The sequence below is a fragment of the Enterobacter cloacae complex sp. GF14B genome, assembly GCF_004136805.1.
Classification (GTDB): domain Bacteria; phylum Pseudomonadota; class Gammaproteobacteria; order Enterobacterales; family Enterobacteriaceae; genus Enterobacter; species Enterobacter hormaechei_C.
This window is the reverse complement of the sequence record NZ_QFRV01000002.1, coordinates 53070-66463: the sequence shown is the minus strand read 5'-3', so window position 1 is coordinate 66463 and position 13394 is coordinate 53070. Positions and strand designations below refer to the sequence as shown.

Genomic DNA, 13394 nt, shown 5'->3' with positions numbered 1-13394 from the left:
CGATGAAACTACTGATAGTTGAAGACGATCTGTTATTGCAGGAAGGGTTAGCGCTGGCGCTGGGCAATGAGGGCTACGCCCTGGATTGTGCCGCCACGGCCGCTGAAGCAGATGCCCTGATCCAGAGCGGTGAATACAGCCTGGTGATCCTGGATTTGGGACTGCCGGATAAAGACGGCGCGACGCTGCTCTGCCAGTGGCGTCGTCGCGGAGTGGAGAATCCCGTATTGATTCTCACCGCCCGCGATGCCATTGAAGACAGAATTAACGGGCTTGATTCTGGCGCTGACGATTATCTGGTAAAACCCTTCGCCCTTGCCGAGCTACAGGCTCGCGTACGGGCGTTGATCCGCCGCTATCAGGGCCACAGCGACAACCTGCTGACGGACGGGGATATTACCCTCAATCTGCAAACTCAGCAGGTGCTGCGCCAGTCTCAGCCTGTGGAAGTGACCCCAAAAGAGTTCGCTCTGCTGACGCGCCTGATCATGCGCAGCGGGCAGACCGTGCACCGTGAAACGCTGCAACAGGACATCTACTCCTGGCAGGACGATCCAGGATCAAACACGCTTGAAGTTCATATTCATAATCTGCGCCGCAAGCTCGGTAAAGATCGCATCAAAACCGTACGCGGCGTGGGTTACCGTCTGGAGAGCCAGAAATGAACAGTATGCGCCGGCGATTAATGGTGTTGCTGGCGGTTATTCTGCTATTTTTTCAACTCATTAGCGTAGTCTGGCTGTGGCATGAGAGCCGCGAGCAGATCGGTTTTCTGGTGAACGAAACGTTGTCCGCTAAAGCACGCAACAACCATGTCGAAAAAGAGATCCGCGAAGCCATTGCCTCCCTGCTGGTCCCTTCACTGGTGATGGTCGGTTTTACCCTGCTCTTCTCATTCTGGGCAGTCACATGGATCACCCGACCACTCAACAAACTTCGCGCCAGCCTTGCGAACCGTTCGGCGGATAATCTGACTCCCCTGCCGATGTATTCTGATATGGAAGAGATAGGCGCAGTAACCACGTCCCTCAACCAACTCCTCGCCCGGCTGGACCACACTATTCAACAGGAACGCCTGTTTACCGCCGATGCGGCACACGAGTTACGTACGCCGCTGGCGGGGATTAGGCTCCATCTGGAACTGATGGCTCAGTCCGGTTCCCCGCAGGCCACGCCACTGATAAACCGGATCGATCAGCTGATGCACACGGTGGAACAGCTGCTGATGCTGGCGCGTGCCGGACAGGCGATGGCCAGCGGCCATTACGATACCGTGAACTGGACTGAGTCGATCATTGCTCCGCTTAGCCTGGAGCATGAAGCCAAAGAGCATACGGTAATATGGCCGGCCCACAGCACGCTGACGGTACAGGGGGACGCCGTCCTGTTACGTCTGATGCTAAGGAACCTTCTGGAGAATGCCGCCCGTTACAGCCCGGCAGGCACAACCATTGAAGTGGCATTAACAGCGACGGAGGGGGGTACCCGGGTGAGCGTTACCGATCAGGGGCCGGGTATTGATGAGGCGCACCGCCAGTCGATCACCGAACCTTTCCGACGTCTCGACCAGCGCTACGGCGGCAGCGGCCTTGGGCTGAGCATCGTACAGCGTATCGTACAGCTCCATCATGGTCATTTAACGCTGGAGAACGGCGCTGAGGGCGGCCTCATCGCCAGCTGTTGGTTACCGACGAAAATAGGATAAAAAAAAGCCCCGTTAAGGGGCTTTATACAGGGGTTAGTGCTTGTAGATGAACTCGACGCCTTCTTCGTCGTCTTCATCCCAGTCATCGTCCCAGTCTTCATCATCTTCTTCCGCTTCCAGCTCTTCGAGCTGCTGGCGGTGGTAGTCATCCCACATGAATTCGACTTTTTCAGGCTGTTTCGCCTCTTCTGCCTGAACAACCGGATTCTCGATGATAAAGGTCATCACATCCCAGCAGAGATCTTTCACGCCAACCTGGCTGGCGGCAGAGATCAGATAGTACTTATCTTCCCAACCCATCGCTTCGGCAATCGCTTTAGCTTTCGCTTCAGCTTCCGCTTTGTCCATCAGGTCGATCTTGTTGAATACCAGCCAGCGCGGTTTTTGCGCCAGTTTTTCACTGTATTTCTCCAGCTCGCCGATAATGATACGAGCGTTTTCAACCGGATCGGAACCGTCGATTGGATCGATGTCGATGAGGTGCAACAGTACGCGGCAACGCTCAAGGTGCTTCAGGAAGCGAATACCCAGACCGGCGCCTTCTGCTGCCCCTTCAATCAGACCCGGGATGTCAGCGACCACGAAGCTCTTCTCGTTATCCATACGGACAACGCCCAGGCTCGGTACCAGCGTCGTAAACGGATAATCTGCCACTTTTGGTTTCGCCGCAGAGACCGCACGGATAAACGTCGATTTACCGGCGTTTGGCATGCCCAGCATCCCCACATCCGCCAGCAGCATCAGTTCCAGTTGCAGGTCGCGCTTATCACCTGGGGTACCCATGGTTTTCTGACGCGGGGTACGGTTAACGGACGATTTGAAACGGCTGTTACCCAGACCGTGCCAGCCGCCTTTGGCCACCATCAGGCGCTGACCGTGTTTGGTCATATCACCCATGGTTTCGCCCGTACCCTGATCGATGATACGCGTACCCACCGGCACTTTGATCGTCACGTCTTTACCGCGTTTACCGGTACAGTCGCGGCTCTGGCCGTTCTGGCCACGCTCGGCGCGGAAAGATTTTTCGAAACGGTAGTCGATCAGCGTGTTGAGGTTTTCATCCGCCTCCAGCCACACGTCGCCACCGTCCCCACCGTCACCGCCGTCAGGACCGCCACGAGGAATATATTTTTCACGGCGGAAGCTTACACAACCGTTACCGCCATCACCTGCCACGACCAGGATCGTCGCTTCATCAACAAACTTCATTTTACTCTCCGTAACTCATTCGCCTGAGCGGGGGACTATTACAACCGCTTCATTTTTGCGCCAACGCCCCCAGAGACGATGACCAATGGCGGAATACATCGCGCCCGCAACCACGACAAACGCACCGAGATAACCCAACAGGTTGAGCATCGGCTTGACGAAGACATCGGGCCAGGCCATTGATAACAAATCTGAAAATAACAGCGTAAACAGCGGGGTAAGCGTGATTAAGGCGCTCACCTGTGCTGCCTGCCAGCGCGCCATGGCTTCAGCCAGCGCGCCATAACCGACCAGCGTATTCAGCCCACAAAAAATGAGGCACGCCAGTTGCCAGTCGCTGAGCTGGGTAATTACACCCGGCTTCGCTAAAGGCAATAATGCCAGTGTACACAAAGTGTACAGCAAAAAGAGGATCTGCTGTGAGGCAAGACGGCGCAATAACACCTTTTGCGCGACGCCATAACTCACCCAGACCGTTGCTGCGCCCACCCCAAAAATGACACCCCAGGTGTAATCCGTCAGGCGGGTAAAAATCTCAATCAGGCTGGTGTTAAAGAACATCACCAGCCCGCAAAGCAGCATACTTGCCCCGATGATCTGCGTGCCGCGCATCTTCTCCTTGAGGATGAATACGCTGGCGACCATCATGCCGACCGGTGAAAGCTGACCAATCACCTGCGACGCTGTAGGGCTAAGATATTGCAGGGAAGAGCTGAACAGAATGAAGTTACCGAACAGACCGCCCGTCGCGATAGCCAGTAACACCAGCCAACGCGGTTTTCGAAAGATGCGCAGCGGTGGCAGCTTACCTTTGACGGCCAGAATGGCGCCCAGGCCTATGCTTGCCATCAGGAAGCGATAAAACACCACCGTCGGTGGCTCCATGACTTCCAGTACCTGCTTCATTGCAATTGGCAGCGCACCCCAGCACATTGCGGTAGTGAGCGCCAAAAGAATACCAATGCCGGCCTGCTGCTTCATGCCCGTTTTCCCTACAGAAAATTTTCCGGGTTTCCAATGTAAAAAGCCCCGCAACACGTTGCGGGGCTTTAATCCGTTACCGGACCGAGAAAACCTTACTCAGCAACGATGCTGATGTATTTACGGTTGTTCGGGCCTTTAACTTCAAATTTCACTTTACCGTCTGCTTTAGCAAACAGAGTGTGGTCACGACCGCAACCTACGTTGGTACCCGCGTGGAACTTGGTGCCACGCTGACGAACGATGATGCTACCCGCCAGAACGGATTCGCCACCGAAACGCTTAACGCCCAGGCGTTTAGCTTCTGAATCGCGACCGTTACGTGTGGAGCCGCCAGCCTTTTTATGTGCCATTTAAATCTCTCCTCAGGTCTTAGGCGCTGATGCCAGTAATTTTCACATCAGTGAACCACTGACGGTGGCCCTGCTGCTTACGATAGTGTTTACGACGACGAAACTTAACGATTTTAACTTTCTCGCCACGACCGTGAGCAACAACTTCAGCTTTGATAACGCCGCCATCAACGAAAGGAACGCCGATTTTGACTTCTTCACCGTTTGCGATCATCAGAACTTCAGCGAACTCAACAGATTCGCCAGTTGCGATGTCCAGCTTTTCCAGGCGAACGGTCTGACCTTCGCTTACTCGGTGTTGTTTACCACCACTTTGGAAAACCGCGTACATATAAACTCCGCTTCCGCGCACATCCTCGTATGATTCAGAGTGCGCTATAAATATTCACAATAGGGCGCGAATATTACGCAAAATGCGAGCCTTTGACAAGTGCTACCATCAATACATGAAGAAAAAAAACACAACACGTACGGTAACGTTTATCTGAGCCGTTTTTTCAGTACAATCAGCAATACTATTTATAAACCGAAACCCTTTGTGTACCCATCTCGTGTGGGATAAACAGGATAAAAAGCCCGGCTTTTGCGATGAATTTAGAAAAAATCAATGAGTTAACCGCGCAAGATATGGCGGGTGTGAATGCAGCAATCCTGGAGCAACTCAACTCTGACGTTCAGCTGATCAATCAGTTGGGCTATTACATCGTCAGCGGCGGTGGTAAACGTATTCGTCCGATGATTGCCATTCTGGCCGCACGCGCGGTTGGCTATCAGGGAAATGCCCATGTCACGATCGCGGCGCTGATCGAATTTATCCACACCGCCACCCTGCTTCACGACGATGTTGTGGATGAATCAGACATGCGTCGTGGCAAAGCCACCGCCAACGCCGCGTTTGGTAATGCGGCAAGCGTTCTGGTAGGCGATTTTATCTATACCCGAGCCTTCCAGATGATGACCAGCCTTGGCTCGCTGAAGGTGCTGGAAGTGATGTCAGAAGCCGTGAACGTTATCGCTGAAGGTGAAGTCCTACAGCTGATGAACGTCAACGACCCGGACATCACCGAAGAAAACTATATGCGGGTGATTTACAGCAAGACCGCACGTCTGTTCGAAGCCGCCGCGCAGTGCTCTGGCATTCTGGCTGGCTGTAGCGAAGCGGAGGAAAAAGGCCTTCAGGACTATGGCCGTTACCTCGGCACCGCGTTCCAGTTGATTGATGATTTGCTGGACTACAGCGCGGATGGCGAAACGCTCGGTAAAAACGTCGGCGATGACCTGAACGAAGGCAAGCCAACGCTGCCGCTGCTCCACGCGATGCGCAATGGTACACCAGAGCAGGCGAAAATGATCCGGGAGGCTATCGAACAGGGAAATGGACGCCATCTTCTGGAACCGGTACTGGAAACAATGGCAATCTGCGGCTCCCTGGAATGGACGCGTCAGCGCGCTGAAGAAGAAGCGGACAAAGCCATCGCCGCTATTCAGGTCATTCCCGACAGCCCATGGCGTGATGCGCTAATCGGCCTCGCGCACATCGCCGTCCAGCGCGACCGTTAATCCCTCATCATCTCCCTGCCCCTACGCAGGGAGACTCCAGTACGCTCCAGTAAATTACATTTACGCGTAAGCCCATCGGGTTACAGGCCGTATGTATAAAGCCGTGCCTTATTCTGAATATTGCTTCTCGTAACATGAACTTTTTAGAACAGATGTTCGAAGTGAGTATAGTAATGCTGTCTTTTCACACGAAACGACGTGGACGATAACGAACACAAGGACAGCATTATGGATACAAAATTCATCGACTGGCATTCTGCTGACATTATTGCGGCACTGCGTAAAAAAGGAACTTCGCTGGCTGCCGAATCACGTCGTCATGGGCTGAGCTCGTCGACGCTGGCAAACGCCCTGACCCGCCCATGGCCGAAGGGGGAACTGATTATCGCGACGGCGCTGGATACGCATCCGTGGGTGATATGGCCGTCACGCTACCACGATCCCATCACCCATGAATTTATCGACAGAACGCGCATGATGCGCCAGAGCAAAACGAAGAAAGCGCATCAGGACTGATGCACCAGAATTGACAAGAACAGCAATCCCCCGGCCTGTTCTGGCAGGGGGGTGCCGGAATGATTACTCGCCCTTCACACGCTCGATATTTGCACCCAGCGCGCGCAGTTTATCCTCAATACGCTCGTAACCACGATCGATGTGGTAGATACGATCGACAACGGTAGTCCCTTCCGCAATACAACCTGCCAGTACGAGGCTCGCAGATGCGCGCAGATCGGTCGCCATCACCTGCGCACCGGACAGTTTTTCAACGCCGTGGCAAATTACCGTGTTGCTTTCAATCTCAGCATGCGCACCCATACGGATCAGTTCCGGTACGTGCATGAAACGGTTTTCGAAGATGGTTTCCGTGATGAAGCCCGTGCCTTCGGCCACCAGGTTCAACAGCGTGAACTGTGCCTGCATATCCGTCGGGAATGCCGGATGTGGCGCAGTACGCACGTTAACGGCTTTAGGACGCTGCCCGTGCATATCCAGGCTGATCCAGTCTTCACCGATTTCAATGTCCGCACCCGCATCGCGCAGCTTCGCCAGCACCGCATCCAGGGTATCCGGCTGGGCGTTACGGCAGACAATCTTACCGCCAGAAATGGCCGCGGCCACCAGGAAAGTGCCGGTTTCGATACGGTCTGGCAGTACGCGATACACACCGCCACCCAGACGTTCAACGCCTTCGATGGTGATACGGTCTGTGCCCTGCCCGCTGATCTTCGCTCCCAGCGCGACCAGGAAGTTCGCGGTATCCACGATCTCCGGCTCACGGGCGGCGTTTTCGATGATGGTAGTGCCTTCTGCCAGCGTAGCAGCCGACATGATGGTGACCGTTGCGCCCACGCTCACTTTGTCCATGACAATGTGCGCGCCTTTCAGACGACCATTGACGGATGCTTTAACGTAACCCTCTTCCAGCTTGATCTCCGCGCCGAGTTTTTCCAGCCCGAAGATATGCAGGTCAACGGGACGCGCGCCGATAGCGCATCCGCCCGGCAGTGAAACCTGTCCCTGACCGAAGCGCGCCACCAGCGGACCAAGCGCCCAGATGGACGCACGCATGGTTTTCACCAGCTCATACGGCGCTGAGAAGTTGTTCACGTTGCTGGCATCGATCCAGACGGAACCGTTACGCTCCACTTTGGTGCCCAACTGGCCGAGCAACTTCATGGTCGTGTCGATATCTTTTAGCTTCGGTACGTTCTGGATCTCTACCGGCTCATCTGCGAGCAGCGCAGCGAAAAGAATGGGCAGCGCGGCGTTTTTAGCGCCAGAAATTGTGACTTCGCCCTGGAGACGCGTAGGTCCCTGTACACGAAATTTATCCATCGTTTGCTCTCTTATAAATTCAACCGTGCTGCGGGCGTTTCGCCCTCAGCTCAAAAACCGTTTAGTTTGCGATCGCGTGCCCACTCCTGTGGGGTGAACGCTTTAATCGACAGGGCGTGGATGCGGTTATCCGCAATGTATTCCATCAGCGGCGCGTACACAGCCTGCTGTTTCTTCACGCGACTCATTCCGTCGAACATCTCACCCACAGCAATAACCTGGAAGTGACTGCCATCGCCAGAGACGTGGGCTTCCTGAAGGGAGAGTGCATTCATCAGCACAGTCTGGATTTCATTATTTTCCATGGGGTCTACATCATCTGATAGTGAAAACAAGCTCAACATCTTAGAGCAAAGTGGCGCGGTCTTAAACAAGCAAAAAGCCCCGACGCGTAAACTGTCGGGGCTTTCAGAAGTAACGTACTGAAAAAATTAGCGAGGTAATACGTCTTCGGGCAAATTGTAAAGCTGTGCAAGGGTAATCACGTTATCGCTTACCCCCGTCAGGGTGACGCTACTCCCCTGCTTTTTGCCCGTGGCCACCAGGTGCGCCAGCAGGGCGATACCGGCGGTATCTACCCGCGTGACGCCATGGAGATCAATCAGCGTCACGCCCTGCATCGCGTTATGGCGAGCGTCCCACAGCGGGTTAAGCAGATCCTGATCCAGCTCTCCCGTCAGCGTCAACGTCTCGCCGTCACGCGCCCAGCTAAGCTGCTGTGACATTACTTCTTCTCGTCCAGGGTAATTTTCTGACGAGAGATGGACTGAAGCTGAGCCGTCAGGCCATCAATGCCTTTAGTGCGCAGCAGATCGCTCCACTCGTTCTGTTTAGTGGTGATCATGCTGACGCCTTCAGCGATCATGTCGTACGCCTGCCAGTTTCCGGTCTGACTGTTTTTACGCCACTGGAAGTCCAGACGAACCGGTGGACGACCGTTTGGATCGATAATCGTCACGCGAATAGGAATGATAGTGGCATCGCCCAGCGGTTGTTCAGGGGCAATCTGATAGGTCTGCCCGTGATACATCGCCAGCGCCTGGCCGTAAGCCTGTTTCAGGTATTCACGGAACGCCGCAAAGTAAGCCTCGCGCTGCGCCGGGGTCGCGTCTTTGTAGTAACGGCCCAGCACCAGTGCGCCCGCGTACTTGATCTGCACATACGGCAGCAGCTCCTGATCCACCACATCACGTAGATAATCAGGGTTAGAACGGATTTTTGGCTGTTCGTTTTTAAGACGGTCGAAGGTTTTCTTCGCGGCCTCATTCATCAGTTTGTACGGGTTACTCTGATCCGCAGCGTGCGCCGCGGTAAGAGGGGCAATGACCAGCATGGCAACCATTAACAGTCGTTTAAACATGAATAACTTCTCCTGAAATTAATTCGTCGCGCCTGGCGTCGGTTCGACGTTGGTGTGGTCTTCACTCTGCGCAGGGGCATCGTCAGACTTTTTATCATCCCCTTTACTGTTGTAAAGGAACTGACCAATCATATCTTCCAGCACCATCGCTGACTTGGTATCCTGGATTACGCTACCGTCTTTAAGGATAGTCGTTCCCAGCTCAGGATCTTCAAAACCAACGTTAAGGGCCAGATATTGCTCCCCCAGCAGGCCAGAGGTGCGGATAGAAAGCGAGCTGGTGTCCGGAATGTGGTTATAGCGCTCTTCGATATCCATCGCGACGCGCGGCAGATAGGTTTTCTCATCAAGCGTAATGTCGGCGACACGTCCGATAACGACGCCACCAATACGCACCGGTGAGCGCGCTTTCAGGCCGCCGATGTTATCGAAAGTCGCGTAGATACGGTACGTCGGCTCGGCGCGAACAGAGGTGATGTCCGCCGCTCGCAGGCAGATGAACAGCGCGGCCAGCAGCGCCAGAAGCAGAAACACGCCAACCCAAATTTCATTTTTTCTCGTTTGCATGAACTCAATTCCCAAACATCAGTGCGGTGAGCACAAAATCCAGACCTAAAACGGCCAGCGACGAATGTACGACAGTACGCGTCGTTGCACGGCTAATGCCCGCCGACGTCGGAATGGCATCGTAACCATTAAACAACGCAATCCAGGTAACCGTCACAGCGAAAACCACGCTCTTGATCAGACAGTTCACCAGATCCATCCGCAGATCGATGGCGTCCTGCATGGCAGACCAGAAGAATCCGGCATCAATGCCTTTCCAGTTAACGCCAACCAGCGCGCCTCCCCAGATACCTACCGCCACAAAGAGGATAGTCAGTAACGGCAAGGAGATAACCCCGGCCCAGAAGCGCGGCGAGATCACCCGGCGCAGCGGATCGACTGCCATCATCTCCATACTGGAGAGCTGCTCGGTGGCGCGCATCAGGCCAATTTCCGCCGTCAACGCTGACCCGGCACGCCCGGCGAACAGCAGCGCGGCAACCACCGGCCCGAGTTCACGCAGCAGCGAGAGCGCCACCAGCATGCCAAGGCTGGTTTCCGCGCTGTAGGTTGTCAGTACCAGATACCCCTGCAACCCCAGCACCATGCCAATAAACAAACCCGACACGATGATGATAAGCATCGACAGCACGCCGACGTTATAAAGCTGCCGCACCAGTAACGGCGCATGCTTGCGGAACTCCGGTTTGCCGACCAGCGCGTTGAACAACATTAATCCGGCACGCCCGAACGTACTGATGGTTTTTAGGCCACGGTGTCCAAGACCCGCCAACGCATTTAACAGCATGAGTGGCTTAACTCCCTATTCCCAGTAAATCGTCATGATAGTCGCCCGCCGGATAGCGGAAAGGCACCGGCCCATCTGCGATACCGTCCAGGAACTGCCGCACGCGCGGATCGCCATTCTCCTGCAACGCCTGCGCGCTGCCGTGGGCGACGATCTTTTTGTCAGCCACAATATAGGCGTAATCAGCGATACTCAGCACTTCCGGCACGTCGTGGGAAACCACCACGCAGGTGACGCCAAGGGCGCTGTTCAGCTCCGAAATTAACTTCACCAGCACGCCCATGGTGATGGGGTCCTGCCCGACGAACGGTTCATCGAACATGATTAAATCGGGTTCCAGGGCAATAGCACGCGCCAGCGCGGCGCGGCGCGCCATCCCACCCGAGAGTTCGGACGGCATGAGTTTCGCAGCCCCCCGCAGCCCCACGGCTTCAAGCTTCATCATCACCGTGCTGTGCAACAGCGCAGGAGGAAGATGGGTGTGCTCACGCAGCGGATAGGCCACGTTGTCAAAAACGTTCATATCGGTGAATAGCGCCCCCGACTGAAAGAGCATGCTCATCCTTTTGCGAACCGTGTAGAGGCGCGAGCGAGACATCGCCGGGACGTTTTCGCTGTCGAAGAGAATTTCGCCGCTGTCAGGGGGGATTTGCCCGCCGATAAGACGCAGCAACGTGGTTTTACCGATCCCTGACGGCCCCATGATGGCGGTGATTTTACCGCGCGGCACGGTCAGCGAAATATCATCAAATATTAACCGGTTGCCGCGAGAAAAACTGACGCCCCGGACATCGACTATATTCGCCATCGTTTGGCTCATTTATGGTTCCTTACTTACCTTGCTTCACGGCTGGCATGAAGCGTAAATCAGCCCTAAACCCCGCATTTTTACAGAATATTCACTATTGGGGTTAGCGAAAGCTGGCATTTGTTTTACTTTTCCGGCGCATAAAGTCAAAATTAGGAATTCGTCACGTCTCAGACTTCATCTGGCGCTAAAATTCGTGCGCAGTGGACCAGCGAGTATACCTGAAGAAAGGACTTTTGATGCTTTTAGCAACAGCACTGTTAATAATTGGTTTACTGTTGGTGGTCTACAGTGCTGACCGTTTGGTCTTTGCCGCATCCATTCTCTGTCGACTCATTGGCATGCCGCCCATCATTATCGGCATGACGGTGGTCAGTGTAGGCACATCGCTTCCTGAAATCATCGTTTCTGTTTCAGCCTCGTTGCATGGCCAGGTTGACCTCGCTATCGGCACCGCGATTGGCTCTAACATCGTCAATATCTTGCTGATTTTAGGCTTAGCCGCATTACTGCATCCATTTCGCGTACATTCCGATGTTTTGCGTCGTGAATTGCCGCTAATGTTAGTCGTCAGTCTGCTGGCGGGCTATGTGCTTTATGACGGGGTGCTGAGCGTCGGTGACGGTATATTCCTGCTCGCCCTGGCCGTGATCTGGTTGCTTTACAGCGTGAAGATCGCACGTCTGGCGGAAAAACAGGGTAACGATAGCCTCACGCGTGAGCACCTCGCCGAGCTGCCCCGGGAAGGGACCTTACCCGTCGCCCTGCTGTGGCTGGGCGTCGCGCTGATTATCATGCCAATGGCCACGCGGATGGTGGTCGATAACGCGACGGTGCTGGCGAACGCGTTTGCGATGAGCGAACTGACAATCGGTCTGACGGTCATCGCTATCGGCACCAGCCTGCCAGAGCTGGCTACCGCCATCGCCGGGGCGCGTAAAGGGGAAGATGATATCGCCATCGGCAATATCATTGGCTCGAATATTTTCAATATCGCGATCGTGACGGGGCTGCCGGCATTAATCTCACCGGGGCCGTTTAACCCTATGGTCTTCACGCGCGATTACGGTGTAATGCTGCTGGTCAGCGTAATTTTCGCCCTGCTCTGCTGGCGGCGAAAAGAGCAGATCGGCAAAGGCGCAGGCGCGCTGCTGACGGGTGGATTTATCGTATGGCTGGCGATGCTGTACTGGCTTTCGCCACTTCTCTCTGGGTAAACGGAAACGCATTATGTCGCAAATAGAATTGCAGCCGGGTTTTGACTTTCAGAAAGCAGGCAAAGACGTTCTGGAGATTGAACGTGAAGGTCTGGCGCAGTTAGATCAGTACATTAATCAGGATTTTAGTCTGGCCTGTGAGAAGATGTTCTACTGCGCCGGTAAAGTCGTGGTGATGGGGATGGGCAAATCCGGCCATATCGGGCGCAAAATGGCGGCGACCTTTGCCAGTACCGGCACGTCGTCATTCTTCGTTCATCCCGGAGAAGCCGCGCACGGTGACCTCGGCATGGTTACGCCGCAGGACGTGGTTATTGCGCTGTCCAACTCCGGGGAATCGAATGAAATCCTGGCGTTGATCCCGGTGCTGAAGCGTCTGCACGTACCGCTGATTTGCATGACCAGCCGCCCGGAAAGCAGCATGGCGCGCGCGGCGGATATTCACCTGTGCGTGAAGGTGCCTAAAGAAGCCTGCCCGCTGGGGCTGGCGCCGACCTCCAGCACAACCGCCGCGCTGGTGATGGGCGATGCCCTTGCCGTTGCGCTGCTGGAAGCCCGCGGTTTTACGCCAGAAGATTTCGCCCTGTCTCACCCCGGCGGCGCGCTCGGGCGCAAACTGCTGCTGCGGGTTAACGATATTATGCACACCGGGGATGAGATCCCGCACGTCAGCAAAGAGGCCTCTTTGCGCGACGCGTTACTGGAGATCACCCGTAAAAACCTGGGCATGACGGTTATCTGCGACGATCTGATGAAGATTCAGGGCATTTTCACCGACGGCGACCTGCGCCGGGTATTCGATATGGGTGTGGATGTCCGAACGCTGGGCATCGCTGATGTAATGACACCAGGAGGGATCCGCGTCCGTCCGGGTACGCTGGCGGTAGATGTACTGAACCTGATGCAGTCCCGTCATATTACCTCAGTGATGGTTGCCGATGGCGACCAACTGCTGGGTGTGGTACATATGCATGATCTGCTGCGCGCTGGCGTAGTGTAATGAAGGAT

General features: G+C 54.9%; 17 protein-coding genes. 6 read left to right on the top strand and 11 right to left on the bottom strand.

What is annotated here, in order from left to right; genetic code table 11:
* Positions 1-2 precede the first annotated feature (2 nt).
* Both pmrA and pmrB read left to right on the top strand, forming a co-directional pair.
* Entirely contained in the window at positions 3-665 is a 663-nt protein-coding gene (pmrA, locus tag DD606_RS01130; RefSeq protein WP_003861819.1) for a two-component system response regulator PmrA, read from the top strand.
* Positions 662-1705: a two-component system sensor histidine kinase PmrB gene (gene pmrB / locus DD606_RS01125; RefSeq protein ID WP_032660489.1), complete on the top strand. Its 1044-nt coding sequence runs from the start codon at positions 662-664 to the stop codon at positions 1703-1705. Before pmrA ends, pmrB begins: the two co-directional genes overlap by 4 nt.
* 33 nt (positions 1706-1738) lie before the next feature.
* On the opposite strand, the gene cgtA is transcribed toward pmrB, so the two are convergent.
* From cgtA to rplU, 4 genes are all read right to left on the bottom strand, one after another.
* Complete coding sequence (gene cgtA, locus DD606_RS01120; RefSeq protein WP_045894973.1) at positions 1739-2914, bottom strand: Obg family GTPase CgtA; 1176 nt, start codon at positions 2912-2914, stop codon at positions 1739-1741.
* A 15-nt stretch (positions 2915-2929) separates the two neighbouring features.
* On the bottom strand, positions 2930-3895 hold the full coding sequence (locus DD606_RS01115; RefSeq protein WP_003861826.1) for a DMT family transporter: 966 nt from the start codon (positions 3893-3895) through the stop codon (positions 2930-2932).
* A gap of 95 nt (positions 3896-3990) precedes the next feature.
* Positions 3991-4248 (bottom strand): 50S ribosomal protein L27, encoded by a 258-nt coding sequence (gene rpmA / locus DD606_RS01110; protein WP_003861831.1) that lies wholly within the window; start codon positions 4246-4248, stop codon positions 3991-3993.
* A 19-nt stretch (positions 4249-4267) separates the two neighbouring features.
* Entirely contained in the window at positions 4268-4579 is a 312-nt protein-coding gene (rplU, locus tag DD606_RS01105; RefSeq protein WP_003025032.1) for a 50S ribosomal protein L21, read from the bottom strand.
* Between the two features lie 257 nt (positions 4580-4836).
* On the opposite strand from rplU, the gene ispB reads away from it, so the two are divergent.
* Together ispB and sfsB are read left to right on the top strand one after the other, a co-directional pair.
* The gene (gene ispB / locus DD606_RS01100) at positions 4837-5808 is read left to right on the top strand and encodes an octaprenyl diphosphate synthase (RefSeq protein ID WP_003861833.1); all 972 of its coding nucleotides are present in this window, start codon (positions 4837-4839) and stop codon (positions 5806-5808) included.
* Between the two features lie 228 nt (positions 5809-6036).
* A complete protein-coding gene (gene sfsB / locus DD606_RS01095) occupies positions 6037-6324 on the top strand; it encodes a DNA-binding transcriptional regulator SfsB (RefSeq protein ID WP_017382732.1) in 288 nt (95 codons plus the stop codon).
* A gap of 63 nt (positions 6325-6387) precedes the next feature.
* On the opposite strand, the gene murA is transcribed toward sfsB, so the two are convergent.
* The 7 genes from murA to mlaF form a co-directional block, all read right to left on the bottom strand.
* Entirely contained in the window at positions 6388-7647 is a 1260-nt protein-coding gene (gene murA, locus DD606_RS01090; protein ID WP_129258081.1) for a UDP-N-acetylglucosamine 1-carboxyvinyltransferase, read from the bottom strand.
* A 50-nt stretch (positions 7648-7697) separates the two neighbouring features.
* On the bottom strand, positions 7698-7952 hold the full coding sequence (gene ibaG, locus DD606_RS01085) for a BolA family iron metabolism protein IbaG (RefSeq protein ID WP_003861840.1): 255 nt from the start codon (positions 7950-7952) through the stop codon (positions 7698-7700).
* 126 nt (positions 7953-8078) lie between these two features.
* Entirely contained in the window at positions 8079-8372 is a 294-nt protein-coding gene (gene mlaB, locus DD606_RS01080; RefSeq protein WP_003861843.1) for a lipid asymmetry maintenance protein MlaB, read from the bottom strand.
* Positions 8372-9007, bottom strand: coding sequence for a phospholipid-binding protein MlaC (gene mlaC / locus DD606_RS01075; protein ID WP_003861845.1), 636 nt, complete (start codon positions 9005-9007; stop codon positions 8372-8374). The genes mlaB and mlaC overlap by 1 nt, the downstream gene beginning before the upstream one ends.
* Positions 9008-9025: 18 nt before the next feature.
* Entirely contained in the window at positions 9026-9574 is a 549-nt protein-coding gene (gene mlaD / locus DD606_RS01070; RefSeq protein ID WP_003861847.1) for an outer membrane lipid asymmetry maintenance protein MlaD, read from the bottom strand.
* 4 nt (positions 9575-9578) lie between these two features.
* The gene (mlaE, locus tag DD606_RS01065) at positions 9579-10361 is read right to left on the bottom strand and encodes a lipid asymmetry maintenance ABC transporter permease subunit MlaE (RefSeq protein WP_003861848.1); all 783 of its coding nucleotides are present in this window, start codon (positions 10359-10361) and stop codon (positions 9579-9581) included.
* Positions 10362-10368: 7 nt separating this feature from the next.
* Positions 10369-11181: a phospholipid ABC transporter ATP-binding protein MlaF gene (gene mlaF, locus DD606_RS01060; RefSeq protein ID WP_129258079.1), complete on the bottom strand. Its 813-nt coding sequence runs from the start codon at positions 11179-11181 to the stop codon at positions 10369-10371.
* Between the two features lie 227 nt (positions 11182-11408).
* Here mlaF and DD606_RS01055 point away from each other — a divergent pair, with 227 nt between their 5' ends.
* Positions 11409-12386 (top strand): calcium/sodium antiporter, encoded by a 978-nt coding sequence (locus DD606_RS01055; protein WP_003861852.1) that lies wholly within the window; start codon positions 11409-11411, stop codon positions 12384-12386.
* Positions 12387-12399: 13 nt separating this feature from the next.
* Positions 12400-13386, top strand: a complete 987-nt coding sequence (gene kdsD / locus DD606_RS01050) for an arabinose-5-phosphate isomerase KdsD (RefSeq protein ID WP_003861853.1) — start codon at positions 12400-12402, stop codon at positions 13384-13386.
* Positions 13387-13394 lie beyond the last annotated feature (8 nt).

Excerpts from the sequence above, each read along its gene's own strand:
- pmrA (WP_003861819.1), top strand. The coding sequence starts at position 3 with ATGAAACTACTGATAGTTGAAGACGATCTGTTATTGCAGGAAGGGTTA.
- pmrB (WP_032660489.1), top strand. The coding sequence starts at position 662 with ATGAACAGTATGCGCCGGCGATTAATGGTGTTGCTGGCGGTTATTCTG.
- cgtA (WP_045894973.1), bottom strand. The coding sequence starts at position 2,914 with ATGAAGTTTGTTGATGAAGCGACGATCCTGGTCGTGGCAGGTGATGGC.
- DD606_RS01115 (WP_003861826.1), bottom strand. The coding sequence starts at position 3,895 with ATGAAGCAGCAGGCCGGCATTGGTATTCTTTTGGCGCTCACTACCGCA.
- rpmA (WP_003861831.1), bottom strand. The coding sequence starts at position 4,248 with ATGGCACATAAAAAGGCTGGCGGCTCCACACGTAACGGTCGCGATTCA.
- rplU (WP_003025032.1), bottom strand. The coding sequence starts at position 4,579 with ATGTACGCGGTTTTCCAAAGTGGTGGTAAACAACACCGAGTAAGCGAA.
- ispB (WP_003861833.1), top strand. The coding sequence starts at position 4,837 with ATGAATTTAGAAAAAATCAATGAGTTAACCGCGCAAGATATGGCGGGT.
- sfsB (WP_017382732.1), top strand. The coding sequence starts at position 6,037 with ATGGATACAAAATTCATCGACTGGCATTCTGCTGACATTATTGCGGCA.
- murA (WP_129258081.1), bottom strand. The coding sequence starts at position 7,647 with ATGGATAAATTTCGTGTACAGGGACCTACGCGTCTCCAGGGCGAAGTC.
- ibaG (WP_003861840.1), bottom strand. The coding sequence starts at position 7,952 with ATGGAAAATAATGAAATCCAGACTGTGCTGATGAATGCACTCTCCCTT.
- mlaB (WP_003861843.1), bottom strand. The coding sequence starts at position 8,372 with ATGTCACAGCAGCTTAGCTGGGCGCGTGACGGCGAGACGTTGACGCTG.
- mlaC (WP_003861845.1), bottom strand. The coding sequence starts at position 9,007 with ATGTTTAAACGACTGTTAATGGTTGCCATGCTGGTCATTGCCCCTCTT.
- mlaD (WP_003861847.1), bottom strand. The coding sequence starts at position 9,574 with ATGCAAACGAGAAAAAATGAAATTTGGGTTGGCGTGTTTCTGCTTCTG.
- mlaE (WP_003861848.1), bottom strand. The coding sequence starts at position 10,361 with ATGCTGTTAAATGCGTTGGCGGGTCTTGGACACCGTGGCCTAAAAACC.
- mlaF (WP_129258079.1), bottom strand. The coding sequence starts at position 11,181 with ATGAGCCAAACGATGGCGAATATAGTCGATGTCCGGGGCGTCAGTTTT.
- DD606_RS01055 (WP_003861852.1), top strand. The coding sequence starts at position 11,409 with ATGCTTTTAGCAACAGCACTGTTAATAATTGGTTTACTGTTGGTGGTC.
- kdsD (WP_003861853.1), top strand. The coding sequence starts at position 12,400 with ATGTCGCAAATAGAATTGCAGCCGGGTTTTGACTTTCAGAAAGCAGGC.